17 protein-coding genes are annotated in these 16,886 nt (G+C 63.4%); 12 read left to right on the top strand and 5 right to left on the bottom strand.

The genetic code is table 11. From position 1 onward, the window contains the following. The first annotated feature begins 172 nt into the window (after positions 1-172). The 4 genes from Q0025_RS10335 (at position 173) to Q0025_RS10320 (ending at position 5,091) form a co-directional block, all read left to right on the top strand. Entirely contained in the window at positions 173-2,164 is a 1,992-nt protein-coding gene (locus tag Q0025_RS10335) for a M23 family metallopeptidase (protein WP_297298688.1), read from the top strand. Positions 2,165-2,379: 215 nt separating this feature from the next. Then, positions 2,380-3,108 (top strand): hypothetical protein, encoded by a 729-nt coding sequence (locus tag Q0025_RS10330; protein WP_297298686.1) that lies wholly within the window; start codon positions 2,380-2,382, stop codon positions 3,106-3,108. Positions 3,109-3,154: 46 nt separating this feature from the next. Further along, positions 3,155-3,856 carry a hypothetical protein gene (locus tag Q0025_RS10325; RefSeq protein WP_297298684.1) on the top strand — a complete coding sequence of 234 codons (702 nt, stop codon included), beginning with the start codon at positions 3,155-3,157 and terminating at the stop codon, positions 3,854-3,856. Positions 3,857-3,996: 140 nt separating this feature from the next. Further along, complete coding sequence (locus Q0025_RS10320; RefSeq protein WP_297298681.1) at positions 3,997-5,091, top strand: acyltransferase family protein; 1,095 nt, start codon at positions 3,997-3,999, stop codon at positions 5,089-5,091. Positions 5,092-5,157: 66 nt separating this feature from the next. On the opposite strand, the gene Q0025_RS10315 is transcribed toward Q0025_RS10320, so the two are convergent. Together Q0025_RS10315 and Q0025_RS10310 are read right to left on the bottom strand one after the other, a co-directional pair. Then, positions 5,158-6,288, bottom strand: coding sequence for a type III PLP-dependent enzyme (locus Q0025_RS10315; RefSeq protein WP_297298680.1), 1,131 nt, complete (start codon positions 6,286-6,288; stop codon positions 5,158-5,160). A gap of 391 nt (positions 6,289-6,679) precedes the next feature. Then, positions 6,680-6,958, bottom strand: coding sequence for a hypothetical protein (locus Q0025_RS10310; protein WP_297298678.1), 279 nt, complete (start codon positions 6,956-6,958; stop codon positions 6,680-6,682). 204 nt (positions 6,959-7,162) lie between these two features. Here Q0025_RS10310 and Q0025_RS10305 point away from each other — a divergent pair, with 204 nt between their 5' ends. Beyond that, complete coding sequence (locus Q0025_RS10305; RefSeq protein WP_297298676.1) at positions 7,163-7,885, top strand: RDD family protein; 723 nt, start codon at positions 7,163-7,165, stop codon at positions 7,883-7,885. Between the two features lie 3 nt (positions 7,886-7,888). On the opposite strand, the gene Q0025_RS10300 is transcribed toward Q0025_RS10305, so the two are convergent. Then, positions 7,889-8,698 carry a creatininase family protein gene (locus Q0025_RS10300; RefSeq protein WP_297298674.1) on the bottom strand — a complete coding sequence of 270 codons (810 nt, stop codon included), beginning with the start codon at positions 8,696-8,698 and terminating at the stop codon, positions 7,889-7,891. A 133-nt stretch (positions 8,699-8,831) separates the two neighbouring features. On the opposite strand from Q0025_RS10300, the gene Q0025_RS10295 reads away from it, so the two are divergent. The 7 genes from Q0025_RS10295 to lptB all read left to right on the top strand — a co-directional run bounded on the left by Q0025_RS10295 (position 8,832) and on the right by lptB (position 14,721). Beyond that, on the top strand, positions 8,832-9,827 hold the full coding sequence (locus Q0025_RS10295) for an ABC transporter substrate-binding protein (RefSeq protein ID WP_297298673.1): 996 nt from the start codon (positions 8,832-8,834) through the stop codon (positions 9,825-9,827). Then, the gene (locus Q0025_RS10290; RefSeq protein ID WP_297298671.1) at positions 9,824-10,579 is read left to right on the top strand and encodes an ABC transporter ATP-binding protein; all 756 of its coding nucleotides are present in this window, start codon (positions 9,824-9,826) and stop codon (positions 10,577-10,579) included. The genes Q0025_RS10295 and Q0025_RS10290 overlap by 4 nt, the downstream gene beginning before the upstream one ends. Beyond that, positions 10,576-11,352: an ABC transporter permease gene (locus tag Q0025_RS10285; protein WP_297298669.1), complete on the top strand. Its 777-nt coding sequence runs from the start codon at positions 10,576-10,578 to the stop codon at positions 11,350-11,352. The genes Q0025_RS10290 and Q0025_RS10285 overlap by 4 nt, the downstream gene beginning before the upstream one ends. Before the next feature lie 68 nt (positions 11,353-11,420). Beyond that, on the top strand, positions 11,421-12,035 hold the full coding sequence (locus tag Q0025_RS10280) for a ribonuclease D (protein WP_297298667.1): 615 nt from the start codon (positions 11,421-11,423) through the stop codon (positions 12,033-12,035). Positions 12,036-12,245: 210 nt separating this feature from the next. After that, positions 12,246-12,953, top strand: coding sequence for an LPS export ABC transporter periplasmic protein LptC (gene lptC / locus Q0025_RS10275; RefSeq protein ID WP_297298665.1), 708 nt, complete (start codon positions 12,246-12,248; stop codon positions 12,951-12,953). Beyond that, positions 12,950-13,582: an LptA/OstA family protein gene (locus Q0025_RS10270; RefSeq protein ID WP_297298663.1), complete on the top strand. Its 633-nt coding sequence runs from the start codon at positions 12,950-12,952 to the stop codon at positions 13,580-13,582. Before lptC ends, Q0025_RS10270 begins: the two co-directional genes overlap by 4 nt. A 275-nt stretch (positions 13,583-13,857) precedes the next feature. Then, the gene (lptB, locus tag Q0025_RS10265) at positions 13,858-14,721 is read left to right on the top strand and encodes an LPS export ABC transporter ATP-binding protein (protein ID WP_366939448.1); all 864 of its coding nucleotides are present in this window, start codon (positions 13,858-13,860) and stop codon (positions 14,719-14,721) included. A gap of 110 nt (positions 14,722-14,831) precedes the next feature. Here the strand turns inward: lptB and dapE are convergent, their stop codons facing one another. After that, entirely contained in the window at positions 14,832-15,986 is a 1,155-nt protein-coding gene (gene dapE, locus Q0025_RS10260; RefSeq protein ID WP_297298659.1) for a succinyl-diaminopimelate desuccinylase, read from the bottom strand. A 281-nt stretch (positions 15,987-16,267) separates the two neighbouring features. After that, a complete protein-coding gene (locus Q0025_RS10255) occupies positions 16,268-16,753 on the bottom strand; it encodes a hypothetical protein (protein WP_297298657.1) in 486 nt (161 codons plus the stop codon). Between the last annotated feature and the right edge of the window lie 133 nt (positions 16,754-16,886).

Here is a 16,886-nt window from a genome sequence, read left to right as displayed (position 1 = left end):
TCCGGGGGCTTCGTGAGCCAATCAAGCAAATCGCGCGTTTCGCTCGGCCGCCATCGCGGCGGCGAAACCACTGCCGCACAATAATGCGCCACGTTGCAAGGCAATTGGCCGGATGGCCGGTAGAGCCTAAAGTGCCGCCGGCTCGCCAGTATGAGGGGAACTTGTCGGGCGTATGGATACGCTGACCGCGCATAATCGTCTCGATCTATCGCAGACGGTCGGCGACCTCGGGCTCGAGCCCGCGATCGAGGTCGGCGGCCATCGCCAGAGTCCGCTCGACCGGCGGCGCGTCTCGATCCGCTGGTTCGGCGGCACGATCCTGACCGCCTTTGCCGGCGCGGCCCTGATCGGCGCGGCCATCTACGCCGCGCTCGATTGGCAATCGAATTTCGCCGAGGCGCCGGTGCCGGCGCTGATCACCCACAAAGAGGCGGAAACCGGCATCAACCCGAGCAAGGGCGACCGGCTGGTCAAGACGATCGACATCGTCGCCGATAAGCAAACCTTCAAGGAGCCGACGACGATCAAGGTCGGCGACAAGGAAGTCGTCCGCGTCCATTCCTTCACCCATGTGGCGACGACCCTGGTCACGACCGAGGCGGGCTTTGCCGATGAAGTCCCGCCCTATGATCCGCTGAAGCTCCTCGCTGATGCGCGCAGTCCGGTCAACGAGCCGGTCATTACCGATCAGGGTGACGCGGATGTCGCTTTCTCGGTGCACGATCTGCCGACCGACAAACTGTCGCAAACCGCGGTCCTGTCCTTGCCCGAGGTCGAGGCCCAGGTCGACGAGGCGGTCAAATCGGAGCAGACCGCCGGCGGCGAGCAATTGTCCCTGCCGCCGCAACTCCTTCTGATGCGGACGAGCCGCGCCGAAGCGCTCGACGCCCTGCCTTATGCCAATCCCAACGATCCCCTTTCCTCGTCTCCGTTCTCGCAGATCCAGGTGCGGATGGTGCCGGAAAACGTGACCGTCGTGCCACGCGCCTCGTCGCTGCAGCAGCCGACGGAGATGGAAGAGCGGCTGATCGTCATCCGCCACGGCCAGACGCTGGAGGAGGCGCTGCGCGGTGCCGGTATCGACGAGGCGACGATCGTTGCCGTCGCCAATGCTTTTGCGCCGAAGCCCGGCACGCCGACGGTACCGGAAGGCCGGCGCTTGAAATTGCTGCTGGCCGATCTCGACGGTTCCGGCAAGACGCTGACGCTGGCCCGGCTTTCGGTCTACAACGACGAAACGCTGGAATCGACCGTCGCCATTACCGACCGCGGCGATTATGTCCGCGTCACCGACAACGATGACGAAGAGGCCGACGAAAAGCCCGCCGCCAACAACAATGGCGACGACGAAGAAGGCGGCATGCGGCTCTACGATTCACTTTACGAGACCGCCCTCAAACAGAATATTCCCAAGCCCATTATCGACGACCTGGTGCGCATTTTCGCCAATGACGTCGATTTCCAGCGCCCGGTGACCGGCGGCGATTCCTTCGAAGCCTTCTACGACAACGGCGAAGAAGGCGAGCATCGCAACGAACTGCTCTATGCCTCGATCGTCGCCCGCAACGAAACCTTCCGCTATTACCGCTTCCAGACGCCGGACGACGGTCAGGTCGATTTCTACGACCCGCACGGCAAGTCTTCGCGCAAATTCCTGATCCGCACGCCGATTGTCGGGGCGCGCATGACCTCGCCTTATGGCATGCGCTTTCATCCGATCCTCGGCTATACGCGGCTGCACAGCGGCGTCGATTGGGCGGCGCCGATCGGTACGCCGATCTTTTCCGCCGGTAATGGCGTCATCGTTTCAGCCGGCTGGGATTCGGGCTATGGCCGGCGCGTCGTCATCCAGCATGCCAACGGTTATATGACGACCTATAATCACATGTCCGGCTTCGCCCGCGGCATTGCGGACGGGGCGCGCGTGCATCAGGGCCAGGTGATCGGCTATCTGGGCGAGAGCGGCCTCGCGACCGGCCCGCATCTGCATTATGAAGTTTTGATCAACGGCCATTTCGTCGATCCGATGCGGGTCCGCCTCGCCCAGACGCGCGAATTCGACGGCAAGATGCTGACCCTCTTCAGCCGCGAACGCGACCGGATCGACACCTTGATCGCCAAGGCCCCGAACGGCGCCACTTTTGCTGCCCGCGAGGACAGATAAGGATTGGCCTCAGGCATCGGCTAAGCCGCGGAAGCTACGCCATTAACTAAAATTACACTCTGTTTTGCGCCCCCGCGAAAGTGCGCTATATCGGACGCATGGCTCGCGACATCAAACATGTGAAAGCGGCGGCCCGGACAGAGCAATCCGCGCCGCCGAAATCCGCATCGCAGGCGCAGACCTCTGCGCGGACAACGGGGATGGGGCACAATCAGATGAAGCCAACGCTGATCATGGTCGGAGCGGACAAGGGCGGCGTCGGCAAGACGACGGTCGCGCGCGCGCTTCTCGATTACCTCGCGAGCCATAATGTCATCGTGCGTGCCTTCGATACCGAGACGCCGCGCGGCACGCTGCAGCGTTTCCATCCGGGGATCACCGAGGTCGTCGACATCAACCAGACGCCCGACCAGATGCGCATTCTCGATACGCTCAACACATCACAAGTGAAGGTGACGCTGATCGACACCCGCGCCGGGGCCTTGGCTTCGAGCCTTGCGGCGCTGCGCGACGTCGGCTTTCTCGAAGCGGCGAAAGCCGGCGACTTCAATTTCGTCCTCTTTCACATCCTGGGGCCGTCGATTGCTTCGCTGTCGGAGATCAACGAGACGGCGCCCTTTGTCACCGATGCGCATTATTTCCTTGTCAAGAACTACGTCAACGATTCGACTTTCTTCGATTGGGACCCGGCGACGCTGCAGACCTATTTCGGCAAGGTGAAGAACGCGAGCGAGGTGACCATTCCCAAGCTCAACGCCATGGCCTATGAGCAGGTTGAGCTCGCGGGCACGCCTCTGTCGACCTTCGTCGCCGACAAGACCGCATCGGGGGATCCGGCGAACCATTCCTTTACTCTGCGTGGCTACGTGCGTACATGGCAAAACAAGAACGCGGACGAGTTCAACCGCATCCGCCTGCTCGATCTCGTGAACGGTCGGGCCTGACCTTCGCCGCTGCGGCGCTGCGGCCCGATCCGGCGGTCTCCTTGCAATGACCGCCAGGACTTTTGTCTATATCGTCTGTTCGCTTTCCGGGCGTGTCGGCAAGACGACGGTGGCGCGCCTTCTCGGCGATTATTTCCTCGCCAGCCGACGCGCCTTCCGCGGCTTCGACACGGACGCGCACGAGCCGGATTTCGCCACCCGGTTTCCCGAAGAGGTCGTCATCGCCGATCTCAATACGATCCAGGGCCAGATGGCGTTGATCGATCCGCTCCTCGCCGACGACGGCGTGCCGAAGATCATCGATCTTTGGCACCGCGCGCTCGAAGGTTTCTTCACGCTCGTCGATAACACGGGCTTCATTGCCGAGGCGCGGGCGCGCGGCGTCGAGCCGATCCTTCTCTATGTCGATGACGGGCCGCCCCGCGCCGCCGAGGTCGTCGCGCGGATCGAGGCGCGCTATCCCGACCTTCAGGTGATCGTGGTGAAAAACGAAGCGACGAGCCAGGAGCCTGCCGCCGAGCCGGGCGCGCCGCAGACTTTGCGCAGCTTTCGCATCGGCAAGCTCGACCCGGTGCTGTGCGCGACGATCGAGCTGCCCGGCTTTTCGCTCTCGCGCTTCATGCTGGCGCCGCCGCCCGATATGTCGATCGTGCTGCGCGCCGCCCTGCGCGACTGGATCTGGCGCATCTTTTCGCAATTCAAGAGCTTCGAATTGCGGATGACGCTGAGCGAGACCGAACACCTCTGAAGGCCTTGCGCCCTTTTGCGGCGCTCGCGATCCCCGCGCGGTATGGATGTTGCCCGTTCGGGTAAGTGGGAGCGTTCAATCGATCATTTTATATCGATTTGGAACAGCTCGCTTAATACGCGCGAGGGCTGTGGGCGAGAATGGGACAGGAGCTGCAGACAGGCGCCGTCAAGGAACGCGTCAAGGAACGCGTCGCTTGGGTCGATTACGCCAAAGGCTTCTGCATCATCATGGTGGTGATGATGCATTCGACCATCGGCACCGGCAATGCGATGGGCGGCACCGGCTTTCTGCATACGCTCGTCACCTTCGCCAAACCGTTCCGCATGCCGGATTTCTTCCTGATCGCCGGGCTTTTCCTGCCGCGCACGATCGGCCGCGATTGGCTCACCTTCATCGACCGCAAGGTCATCCATTTCGCTTATTTTTTCGTCTTGTGGCTGGCGATCCAGGTCGCGCTCAAGGACGGTCCGTCCGGGCCCGCGGCGGTGGCGCGCGAATTCGCTTTTGGCCTTGTCGAGCCGCTCGGGACGCTCTGGTTCATCTATCTGCTGCCGATCTTCTTCCTGACGACGAAAATATTGCGGAAGGTGCCCTGGCCGCTCGTCTTCGTCGCCGCCTGTCTGCTCGAGACGGCGCGCGTCAACACCGGCTCGACCGTCGTCGACGAATTCTGCTCGCGCTACGTCTATTTCTATGCGGGCTACATGTTCTCAGATCGTGTGTTCGCGCTCGCCGCCTGGGTGGGCGCCCATCAAAAGCCGGCAACGCTCGGACTCGCCCTCTGGGCGGTGGTGGAGGCGCTCGCCACCTTCGTGCCGGCACCCTTTCCCGCCTATCCGAACGTCGCCGCCATGCCGCTCGTGAGTCTCATCGCGGGCTTTGCCGGCGCAAGTGCGGTCGTGGTCGGCGCGGTCTTGCTCTCGGGACGCGCCGGCACGCAATGGTTGCGCTATTGCGGCCGCAATTCGATCGTCATCTATCTGGCGTTCTTCCTGCCGATGGCGGCAACGCGCACGGCCATCGTCCATACGGGGGTCATCAAGGACATCGGCCTTGCCGCGACGCTCGTCACCTTCGCGGGCGTCACCGGGCCCTTGCTGCTGCATGCGCTGCTGCGCAACACGCGCCTCAAATTCCTGTTTGTGCGGCCGCGGTTCTTCCATCTTGCCGACGGCGCGCCGGAACGCGGCGCCCGGCCGCGGGCGGCTCTGCTTGCCGCACCTGAGGCCTAGGCCCGGATCGCATCGGGCGCGATGCCAGCAAAAAGGGCGGAGATCGCTCTCCGCCCAGGTAACGTCTCAGATGACGTAGGACTTCAAAGGCGGGAAACCATTGAAGCCGACCGACGAATAAGTCGTCGTATAAGCGCCTGTTCCTTCGATCAGCACTTTGGCGCCGATCTCCAGGCTAAGCGGGAGCGGGTAAGGCTCCTTTTCGTAGAGCACATCGACGGAATCGCAGGAGGGTCCCGCGATGACGCACGGCTCCATCGCATCGTCGTCGAAGGCGGTGCGGATCGGATAGCGGATCATCTCATCCATGGTTTCGGCCAGCCCGTTGAACTTGCCGATGTCGAGATAGACCCAGCGCGTCTTGTCGTCGTCCGCTTTCTTCGAGATCAGCACGACCTCGGCCTCGATCATGCCGGCATTGCCGACCATGCCGCGGCCCGGCTCGATGATCGTCTCGGGAATGCGGTTGCCGAAGTGCTTGCGCAAAGCCCGGAAGATCGCTTGGCCATAGGCCTTCACCGCCGGCACGTCCTTCAGATATTTCGTCGGGAAGCCGCCGCCGAGGTTGACCATCTGCAACGCGATGCCGCGCTCCGCCAGATCGCGGAAGATCGTCGCCGAGGCCTTCAGCGCCGCGTCCCAGCTCTTCGGGTTGCGCTGCTGCGAGCCGACATGGAACGACAGGCCGTAGGCGTTGAGGCCCAGCCGATGCGCGTGCTCGAGCACCCGCGCCGCCATCTCCGGCACGCAGCCGAACTTGCGCGACAGCGGCCATTCGGCGCCGTTGCCGTCGCAGAGAATGCGGCAGAAGACCTTGGCGCCGGGGGCGGCACGGGCGATCTTCTCGACCTCGGCTTCTGAATCGACCGCGAAGAGGCGCACGCCCAGCGCATAGGCGCGGGCGATGTCACGCTCCTTCTTGATCGTGTTGCCGAAGCTGATCCGGTCGGGCGTCGCGCCGGCCGCGAGCACTTGCTCGATCTCGACCACGGAGGCCGTGTCGAAGCACGAGCCGAGGCTCGCCAGGAGCGAGAGCACCTGCGCGTCGGGGTTCGCCTTCACGGCATAGAAGATGCGCGTGTCGGGCAGGGCCTTGCTGAAGGCGGTGTAATTGTCGCGCACCACGTCGAGATCGAGCACGAGGCACGGCCCGTCTTCACGTCGGTTACGCAGGAATTCAAGGATACGATCGGTCATCGCGGCATCCCCTCGAAGCGCGGTTGCCCGCGCAGAAGCGAAACAAGCTTGGGATGATGACGAAGGTGGATTCCGGCGCATTGTGGAGACGCCGCCGTTCACCGCTCCCGTCATCGCTGGCCGCCGAGACGCGCGGATACGCGTGCTGCGGAAAGCCAGATGCTGCGCCGTCGGCTATGCCGGCTCGCACGGCAAAACTGCCGTTTGAAACCTTCATGGCCTTCGCTTGGAGATGGGATGGACTCCCCTCCGCACGCCCGGCAAGAAAGACAAGCCTCTTCGGTAAGCCAGGTTTGGAAGCTGGCAGAGACGAAAAAGCCCGGTCCGTCGTTGCTTTAAGTCGCGTCCCCCGTTTGGCGGGGTTCGCCGGTTCGCCTCCGGCTGCCGATTTTTAGCGGCGGTTAACCGGCCTCTTGTCCGGATCCCCGCCGATCGACACACGACCACAGGCACGTGCGATTTGGGCAAGGAGACAAATAAGAGGATTCGCGCGCTTTACAAGAACTTTTTCACCCGCAGCGCCAAGAAATGCCGGCGCGTGCTCATGCACACGTCCGATGCGGCGCGCCGCGCTGCGTGCGCTGCTCGCGCTTGCCAAGAGCGCTTGCCAAGAGCGCTCGCCAAGGACACTTGCCATGAACAAGTCGCGCTTGCGCACCGCATCGTTCACGTTCTCTTAAGCATGCCGGAGCGTGCATCGCGATTGCGCCAGGCGCCTCGCTCAGCTTGGCGGCGCACCCCGCCAAGTGGGCAGAGTGTGCCATCCCGTCGGGCCGTGTCGCATTAGTGCAATGTATCATGGCAACCCTGCCGGGCGTTGACTTCGCGCCGCCGTCGCCGGCTAATCAGGCGGCCAAGCCTCGAGGAGACGTTCATGGCGTCCGACATGCTGCCGCCGCAACCGCCGAAGCACCCGTTCGAATCGAACTGGTATGTGCAGGGCCCGGTGCAGGCCGAAGGACCGTTCACCGGCTATACGCTCAAGGATATGATCGCCAAGCGCCAGATCGGCGGCGATACCAATGTCGCCGAAGTCGGCGCGACGGTGTGGACGCGGCTCGCCGATGTTGCGGCCTTCGCGCCCTTGCTGCCGGCCCCGCCGCCGCAGCAAGGCGCGGCCGCGCTTGCAAGCGTCCAATATGCCGGTTTCTGGATCCGGCTCTTGGCCTATATCATCGACGTCATCGTCCTCGAGTTTTTTGCCGCCATCGCTGGGGGTATCGTGGGCGTGGTCGTGGTTGTCAGCGGCGTCGTGGGAAAGCTTCAGCCGCTCGCGACCGGCGAGCCGCTTCCGCCGGGCTATATCGTGCTGTTCTGGATCGCCGGCCTGGTCGGTCTCGCCGTGACGATCGGTTACAACGTCTCTTTCAACAGCGGCGCTTGGCAGGCGACGCCGGGCAAGCGCCTGCTCGGGCTCCACCTCATCACCCTGACCGGCGAGCCCGTCGGTCCTTGGCTCGCGTTTGCCCGCTGGGCCGGCTACATCCTCGACGGCTTGACGCTCTACATCGGATTTCTGATGATCGGCTGGACGCGCGAGAAGACCGGCCTGCACGACATCATCTGCGGCACCCGCGTCGTCTACGGCAAGCTTTGAGGCTCAGTCGGACTCCGGCCCATCGCGCAGCCGGTCGAGGTCGAAGGCCTCGACGTCCTGCAGCAGCTCGATGAAGGCGGTGACGCCGTAATCGGCCGAGGCTTCGCCCTTTTCCGCCGTGGCGGCGGTGGCATTGCCCATCGCGCCGGAGGCGGAAAGATCCTGCGCCATCCAGCCGAAGCCGGTCGGGCGGCCGGTGCGCAGCCAGGTGAAATCGCTCTCGATCGCTGCTGCCGCCGAGGTGAAATTCTCGCGCTCGGCGTCGCGGACGAGCTCGGGCCGGAAGCTCAGCATCAGCGAGGTCTCGACATCGCCGGCGTGGATGCCGTGTTTGAGCTCGTCTTCGGAAAAGAGACCGTCCGGATAGCCGAAACGATGCCAAGTCGCCTTCGCCACCAGAAGCCCGTGCTGGGCCCGCAGATCCTGCGCGACGAGGTCGAGCAGAGGCACGTTGCCGCCATGCGAATTGAGCAGCACCAGCTTGCCGAGCCCGGCGCGAGCGACGCTCGTGCCGATCTCGCCGAGCACGGCGATGAGGCTCGCTGCCGAAAGGCTCAATGTGCCGGGAAAATCCTCATGTTCGGTCGAGGTGCCGATGGCCTGGATCGGCAGGAACAAAACCGGCAATTCGTCCGGCAGCCGGGCGACGACGCGTTCGATATAGCCCTGCATCAGGAGAAGATCGACGCCGAGCGGCAGGTGCGGTCCGTGCTGCTCGACGGCGGCGACGGGCAGCACGGCGATGGCCTCCTCGATCCCCGGCGATTGGAAATCGCGCCAGGTCATTTCCGCCCAAAATCGCGTTGGCAGCATTTTTTCCTCGGCCCGCCTTGAGCTGCGTTTGCCGTAATAGGCCCGAAGGCCGGGCGCGGGGCAAGCCCTTGCGTCGCGGCGCCCCACGGGTGAAATAGGCATCGGGCAGAGGGGCGGCCGCGGCAGTTTAGACATGATGCGATTTTTTGCGGCGCTCGGCGCGCTTCTGGGCTTCGCCGCGCCCGCGCTGGCGCTCGATAAAGTCACCTTCGGCACCAATTGGCGTGCCGAGGCCGAGCACGGCGGTTTCTACCAGGCCCTCGCCGACGGCACCTATCGCAAATACGGCCTCGACGTGACGATCTTGCAAGGTGGCCCGCAAAGCAACAACCGCTTGCTGCTCGCCGCCGGACGGATCGATTTCGACATGGGCGCGAACATGATCCAGGCTTTCGACTCGGTCGCCGAAAACGTGCCGATCGTCGCCGTCGCGGCGATGTTCCAGAAGGATCCCTTCATCCTGATGTCGCACCCGCACGCCGGCTACGATCATTTCAGGGATCTGCCTAAGGCGACGGCTTTCATCGGCAATGACGGCCTCGTGACCGTTTATCAATGGCTGAAGCTGAGCTATGGCTTCAGTGAAGACAAAGTGAAGATCTACACGTTCAATTCGGCGCCCTTCCTCGCCGACAAGAACTCGATCGAGCAGGGCTATGTGACTTCCGAGCCTTATGCGATTGCGCAGCAGGGCGGCTTCACGCCAAATGTCTTCCTCGCTGCCGACTACGGCTATCAATCCTATTCGACGACGATCGAGACGCGCCGCGCTATGATCGAAAAAAATCCCGATCTCGTCCGCCGCTTCGTCGAGGCCTCGATCATCGGCTGGTATCATTACCTCTATGGCGACAATGCCAAGGCCAATGCGCTGATCCGGGAGGACAATCCCGATATCACCGATGGCCAGATCGCCTATTCGATCGCCGCGATGCGCAAATATGGCATCGTCGATTCCGGCGACGCGCTGAAACGCGGCATCGGCGCGATGACCGACGCGCGGATGGCGGCCTTCTTCAAACAGATGGCGGCGGCGAAATTGTTCAAGCCGGACCTCGATTACAAGCGCGCCTATACGCTCACCTTCGTCGATCATGGCGTCGGGCTTAGCCTGCGCCCGAAGCCATGAGCGAAACGCTCGTCGCGCTCAAGAGCCTCACGAAGATCTATCCGAGCGGTACCCGCGCGCTCGAAGGCATCGACCTCGTCGTCCGCGACGGCGAATTGCTGACGCTGCTCGGCCCCTCGGGCTGCGGGAAATCGACGCTGCTGCGGTTGATCGCCGGGCTCGAGCGGCCTTCGTCGGGCGCGATCGAAGGCGCGGTCTGGCGCCCGGGCGAGATCGGTTTCGTGTTCCAGGCGGCGACGCTGATGCCCTGGGCCGATGTCGGCGCCAACGTGCGCTTGCCGCTGCGCCTGCAGAAGCTTCCTCGGGCGGAGATCGCCAAGCGTAGCGAGGCGGCGCTGGCGCTCGTCGGCCTCGCGCCCTTTGCCAAGGCCTATCCGCGCGAATTGTCGGGCGGCATGCAGATGCGCGTTTCGATCGCGCGGGCGCTGGTCTCGCGGCCGAAGCTTCTCTTGATGGACGAGCCGTTCGCCGCGATCGATGAGATCGGCCGCTTCCGCTTGAACGACGATTTACTGCGCTTGAAGAAAGAGCTCGGCACGACGGTCGTTTTCGTGACTCATTCGATCTATGAGGCCGTCTATCTTGCCAGCCGCATTGTGGTGATGGCGGCGCAGCCGGGGCGCATCGCCGGCGCGATCGCCATCGATCCGGGCTTTCGCCAGGCTCCGGAGCCGCGCGCAAGCGCCGCTTATCTCGAACATTGCAGCCGCGTTGCGAAGGCGTTGGCGCAGGTGACGGAGGCCCAACCATGAAGGCTTTGCGGCGCGCCGTGCCGCCCGTGCTCGCCTTCCTCGGCTTTTTGCTCGTCTGGGAAGCGATTGTCCGTCATGGGCATATTCCGCCTTATATCCTGCCGGCGCCGAGCTGCATCGGCGCGACGCTCATCGCCGATCGGGCGACACTGCTGCCGGCGCTATGGGTGACTTTGTCGATCACGCTTGAAGGCCTGCTCGCCGCGACCTTCGGCGGGGTGGTTATCGCTATCCTGTTTACGCAATGGCGCTGGCTGGAGCGTGCCTTTCTGCCCTTCGCGGTGATCCTGCAGGTGACGCCGATCATCGCCATTGCGCCGCTGCTGCTGATCTATTGCACGCCGCCGGTGGCGGTGCTGCTCTGCGCCTTTCTGGTCGCCTTCTTTCCGATTCTCGCCAATACCGCCCTAGGCCTCGCTTCGGCGGGGCGCAATCTGAGTGATCTCTTCGCGCTCTACGGCGCGACACCCGGGCAAACCCTGTGGCTGCTGAAAATGCCTGCCGCGCTGCCGCTCTTTCTTGCCGGGCTGCGGATCGGCGGTGGCTTGGCGTTGATCGGCGCCATCGCCGCCGAATTGACCGCCGGGACGCAGGGCGGTCGAACCGGCCTGGCCTTCCGCATCGTCGAGGCCGGCTATCGACTGAACATCCCGCGCATGTTCGCGGCTCTTGCCCTCGTCGCATTGACCGGCATCGCGATTTATGTCGCGCTCGCGGCTTTGTCGCGTTGGGCATTGCGGCGCTGGCACGAAAGCGCGGCCGAGACGGGATGAGCCGCCGCGCTTGCTAAGCGCGCCGCCGGATGCTACCCGGCGCAGACCCTTTTGATTTGCCCGGCCTGATGACGATCAACTTCCACAAGGGCGATCTGCCCGACGGCCTCTCCTTCGGCGACAGCGTTGCGATCGATACCGAGACGCTCGGTCTCGTGCCTTATCGCGACCGGCTCTGCGTGGTGCAGCTTTCGCGCGGCAATGGCTCCGCGGAGGTTGTCCAGATCGCCGCCGGGCAGACTGCGGCGCCGAATCTCGTGCGCCTGCTGGCTGATCCCAACGTCACCAAGATTTTCCATTATGCCCGGTTCGACATCGCCGTGCTCTATCGCGCCTTCGGCGTGATGGCAGCGCCGCTTTATTGCACCAAGATCGCCTCGAAACTGGCCCGTACCTATACGGACCGGCACGGCCTCAAGGACCTCGTGCGCGAGCTTTTGGGCGTCGAATTGTCGAAGCAGCAGCAATCCTCGGATTGGGCGGCGGAGAGCTTGAGCGAGGCTCAGCTCGCCTACGCCGCGTCCGATGTGCTGCATCTCCACGCCCTGCGCGGCAAACTCGACGCCATGCTGGCGCGGGAGAACCGTACCGGGCTGGCTTCGGCCTGTTTCGAGTTTTTGCCGACGCGTGCCAGGCTCGATCTCGCCGGCTGGCCCGATTCGGATATTTTTTCGCACGAATAGCGCCTTACCGGTGCAAGCCCTGGGTTCGGATAGCGCCCTCAAAAGGCTGATCAAAGCCCTCACAGGACGTGAAAGGGCGTGGCGCCATAGCCATGCCATAGGATAGAATAGGATAAGATTTGTGATGAGTTCTCCCGCCGCGCCGCCGCGCCTGGGAGGGGTCGCGAATTCGGCAAAATTGCCGCTTACCCTCTGGTTATGGATTTGCGGATGACGGATCTCACGCGCGCGCCTGGGGCGAGCCGGCTCGACCTGAAGGCCGGAACGGCGCGCCATGCGGTGCGTCACGCGCGCTGGCATTCCGTCTTTGTGCGCTACCTGCGCCATTTCATCATCGCCGGATGCACGCTCGTCGTTCTCGCCGTCGGCTTCCTGATTTTCTTCAATCCGTTCCGCCAGCTCCAAAAAAATCTTTCAAGCACGGCCGTCGGCCTGAAAGGCACCGTGGTCACGCTTTCAACGCCGAAAATGCGGGGCATCCGCCAGAACGGTGCCCCTTTCGAACTCACCGGCGCATCGGGCACGCAGGACATCTTGAATCCGTCGATCGTCAATCTTGCCGGTGTCGATGCCAAAGTCGGGCTCGACGATCGCACGACGGCGCGCATTACCTCGCTGTCCGGCATCTATGATAGCACCCGCAATTATGTCTGGCTGAACCACAATGTGCGAATCAAGAATGACGATGCCGGCTATGACATGTTTACCCAAAAGGCCGAGATGGACTTCGCGTCGGGCAAGATGATTACCGATACGCCGGTGAAACTTCTCCTGTCCGGCGGCAGCGTGGTCAATGCCGACCACATGACGATTTCGGACAATGGTCATAAAATCTCCTTCCTCGGCCATGTGCATTCGCTTATCGACCCGAGCGACGCCAATACCGGTGCGACGCCTCCTGCGGAGGCGCAGCCATGACGAAGCCGTCACATTCGCGCCGCAGCCAAGTCTGGCTCGCCGCGCCCCTCGGTCTTTTGTGGTTCTGCGCTGTTGCGCCAAACGGTGTCTCCGCGGCCGGCGCCAGCAGCGATCAGACGCCGATCAACATCGTCGCGGGTCAGCTTGATTATTACGACAAGGAGCAGAAGCTCGTTTACACCGGCCATGTGGTGGCGACGCGCGGCGACACCGTCCTCAAAACACCGAAGCTCACGGTCTTTCTGACCCCGAAGCAGAAAAACGCGCCGAACGCCCCCAAGGCGTCCTCGTCGGACCGCGTGCGGCGCATGGAAGCGGTGGGACCGGTGACATTGATCTCCAAGGATCAGGTCGCGACGGGCGATTCCGGCATCTATGAAAAATCCCTCGACAAGGTTTATCTTGACGGCAATGTGAGCCTGACCCAGGGGCCGAACGTTACCCTCGGCGACCATATCGTCTATGATCTGAAGACGACGCAGGCGGTCGTCACCGGGCACGTACGCAGCCTGTTCATTCCGGACAACGACAACAGCAACAGCAGCGGCGGCAACACGACGGGCGAGGAGCCAAAGCCGAAAAAAACGCATCGGTCGAGCGCGCGCCGGTCGGAGTCTGCGGCGCGATGACAAGAGGTTCGGAGGGCGACTTTCGCGCCAATGCTTCCGATATGGCCACGGCAACGCCGTCCAGCCAATTGCAACAAGGGGCGGGCGTCATGACATGGCTGCGCGGTCTTTTCGGCCGTCGGCAGAGCGGCGCCGGCGAGCGCCCGCAAAGCGCCGAGGCTTGGCTTTTCGAGAGTGCCGAAGGCGCCGAGGCGCAAGAGGCGCTGGGGCCCGAATGGCTGCCGCAGGATCTCGAAGACTGGGGGACGAAACTGTCCGAGCCGCCTGCGCCGGTGCTGCACGATGGCCGCCCGGCTTTACCAGGCAAGGCATCACCGCGTCCCACAGCACGGCCCAAAGCGGCCGCCGCGCCCGGCCAGCCCGTCGAGGCACGACCGGCGCCCGGCGATGGCGCCGTGGACGAGGCGGGCCAGCCGGGTGGATCGCTGATCGTCCAATCGCTCAGCAAGTCCTATCGCAAACGCCAGATCATCAAAGACGTGAGCTTGCGCGTCCATCGCGGCGAGGCCGTCGGCCTGCTCGGGCCAAACGGCGCCGGCAAGACGACGCTGTTTTACATGGTCACCGGTCTCATCCGGCCCGATTCCGGCATGATCATGCTCGATGACTACGACGTGACATCGCTGCCGATGTACCGCCGCGCCCGCCTCGGCATCGGCTATTTGCCGCAAGAGCCGTCGATCTTCCGCGGCCTCTCCGTCGAAGAGAACATCCGCGCGGTTCTCGAAATCACTCAACCGGATAAGGCCAAGCGCGCCGACGAACTGGAAGCCCTGCTTGAGGAATTCGACATCGCGCGGCTGCGCAAATTGCCGGCGATCGCCCTCTCCGGTGGCGAGCGCCGGCGCTGCGAAATCGCCCGCTCGCTCGCCGGCCATCCATCCTTCATGCTGCTCGACGAGCCTTTCGCCGGCATCGATCCGATTGCCATCGGCGACATCCGCCAGCTCGTTCAGCATCTGAAGCGGCGCGGCATCGGCGTGCTGATCACCGACCATAATGTGCGCGAGACGCTCGATCTGATCGACCGCGCCTATATCGTCCACAGCGGCGGTATCTTGACCGAAGGCCGGCCCGAAGAGATCGTCGCCAATGCCGACGTGCGCCGCTTCTATCTCGGCGAAAGCTTTAGGCTTTAGATCACGATGATTTCGGATCGGATCGACCCGAAATCATAAACGTGATCGATTCTCATAGTTTAGAGCGGGATTTTTTGCGGAAAACGGCTGACACTTTTTCGCATCCCGCTCTAAGCGAAATAACGCGTCAAAATCTCCCGATAGATCGTCGTGAGCCGATCGATATCGGCGAGCGGCACGCACTCGTCGACCTTATGCATCGTCGCGCCGACGAGGCCGAATTCGATGACCGGGCAATAGGCGCGGATGAAGCGCGCGTCGGAGGTGCCGCCGGAGGTCGAAAAATGCGCGATCCGGCCGGTGTGCGCGGCGATCGCCTCGACGACGAGATCGGTGAAATGGTCGGCCTCGGTCACGAAGGCCAAGGCATTGCAGGGATCGAAGCTCAGATCGGTGCGGCCGCTATCCGCGCCGGCGCAGCGCCGCTTGATTTCGTCCTGCAGCGTCTGCGGCGTCCAACGATCATTGAAGCGGATGTTGAAGCGCGCCCGCGCCGAGGCCGGAATGATATTAGTCGCCGGATTGCCGACATCGACGCTCAGGATTTCAAGATGGCTCGGGTCGAAGCGCGCCGAGCCCGCGTCGAGCGGCGTCTCGATCAGCGCGGTCAGCAGGCGCAGCAGGTGCGGGATGGGATTGTCGGCACGCTGCGGATAGGCGACGTGGCCTTGCGTGCCGTGGACTTGCAGCGTCCCGGTGAGCGAGCCACGCCGGCCGATCTTGATCGTATCGCCGAGCGCTTCGACATTGGTCGGCTCGCCCACGAGGCAATGATCGAAATGCTCGCCCTGCGCGGCCGCCCATTCGAGGAGCTTCACCGTGCCGTTGACGGCGGGGCCTTCCTCGTCGCCCGTGATAAGCAGCCCGATCGAGCCTTTGAAGCCCGGATTGGCAGCGACATAATCGAGCGCCGCGGCAGCGAAGGCGGCGATGCCGCCTTTCATGTCGCTGGCGCCACGGCCCCAGAGCGCGCCATCGGCGATCTCTCCTGAAAACGGATCGAAACGCCAGGCAGCCGTGTCGCCCGGCGGCACGACATCGGTGTGGCCGGCGAAGACGAGGCAAGGCGCGCCGCTGCCGATTCGCGCGTAAAGATTGTCGATATCGGGCGTGCCCGGCTCAGAGAAGCGCAGCCGGTGCGTGCTAAAGCCGGCGGCCTTCAGACGGTCTTCGAGGATGCCGAGCGCGCCGCCGTCCTCGGGCGTAACCGACGGGCAGCGGATGAGCGCGCGGCAGAGATCGACGGCTTTGCTGGAACTGGACATTGCGAGACGATGAATGGCGGACCGCTCATTCTACAGGAAACCGTCCGCCCTTGGAAATCCGGCTCAGGTCAGGATCTCAGCTTCGCCAATCGGTTTGCGCGCCATGCGGCGCGGACGATGCGGATCGCCGCTGGAAAATAGGGCGCACGGAGAGCCGCGACCGCATTGGCCGGCGGCTTCGGTGCCGGTGCGACTTTGAGAAATCCCCGCGCCGGATCTTTCGCGTCGCCGCGTCACCTGGGGTCAGCCTCAAACCGGATCTTAGCGATTGGGACGGTCGCTCAACGCCGCAGCGGACCGAAGTAGGCGCGCAAACCGCCGAGCTCTCCCAGCGTCCAAAGAAAGATGACGACCAGAAGGACGTCGGCCACGATGATGAGCGCGTGCGGCAGTGCCCCGCCAACGCGCGGCTCGAGCCAATTCAATGCGCCGGCGATCGCGAGGGCTACCGGCAGAATCCCGGCGAAGCTCGACGGCCGGCCGAGATTGCGCCACCGTTTGGCGCTGAGATTATAAAGGCTGATCAGCAGCATCAGGCAAATGAAGCCATACGCCAGGCGATAGAGATTGGCGGTCAGCACGACGATCGTGCTCACGACCGTTGTGGCGAGACTCTTGTCGGCATAGGGCTCGATCGCGACCCAGCCGAGCGTCAGCACTGCGAAAATAGTCGCGAGGATCAATGCGCCGCGCCACCAGGTCGCGACACCGATCTCGCCTTCGTCCGAGCGATAGAGAAAGGAGAGGTCGGAGCGGTGGATGCTCATATCAATTGCTCAACACCTTTACTTTCTTAAATCACAGCGGATTTATTCCGAAAACCGCTTCGCACTTTTCGGTCCGATGCTTTGGCTGCGGCATCAATCTCTCAAAAGTTCATTGATCGCCGTCTTGGCGCGG

The sequence above is a fragment of the uncultured Methylovirgula sp. genome (assembly GCF_947646745.1).
In the GTDB taxonomy this organism is placed as follows: Bacteria; Pseudomonadota; Alphaproteobacteria; order Rhizobiales; family Beijerinckiaceae; genus Methylovirgula.
The sequence above is the reverse complement of the archived record's forward strand: the minus strand, read 5'-3'. Positions and strand labels throughout refer to the sequence as shown.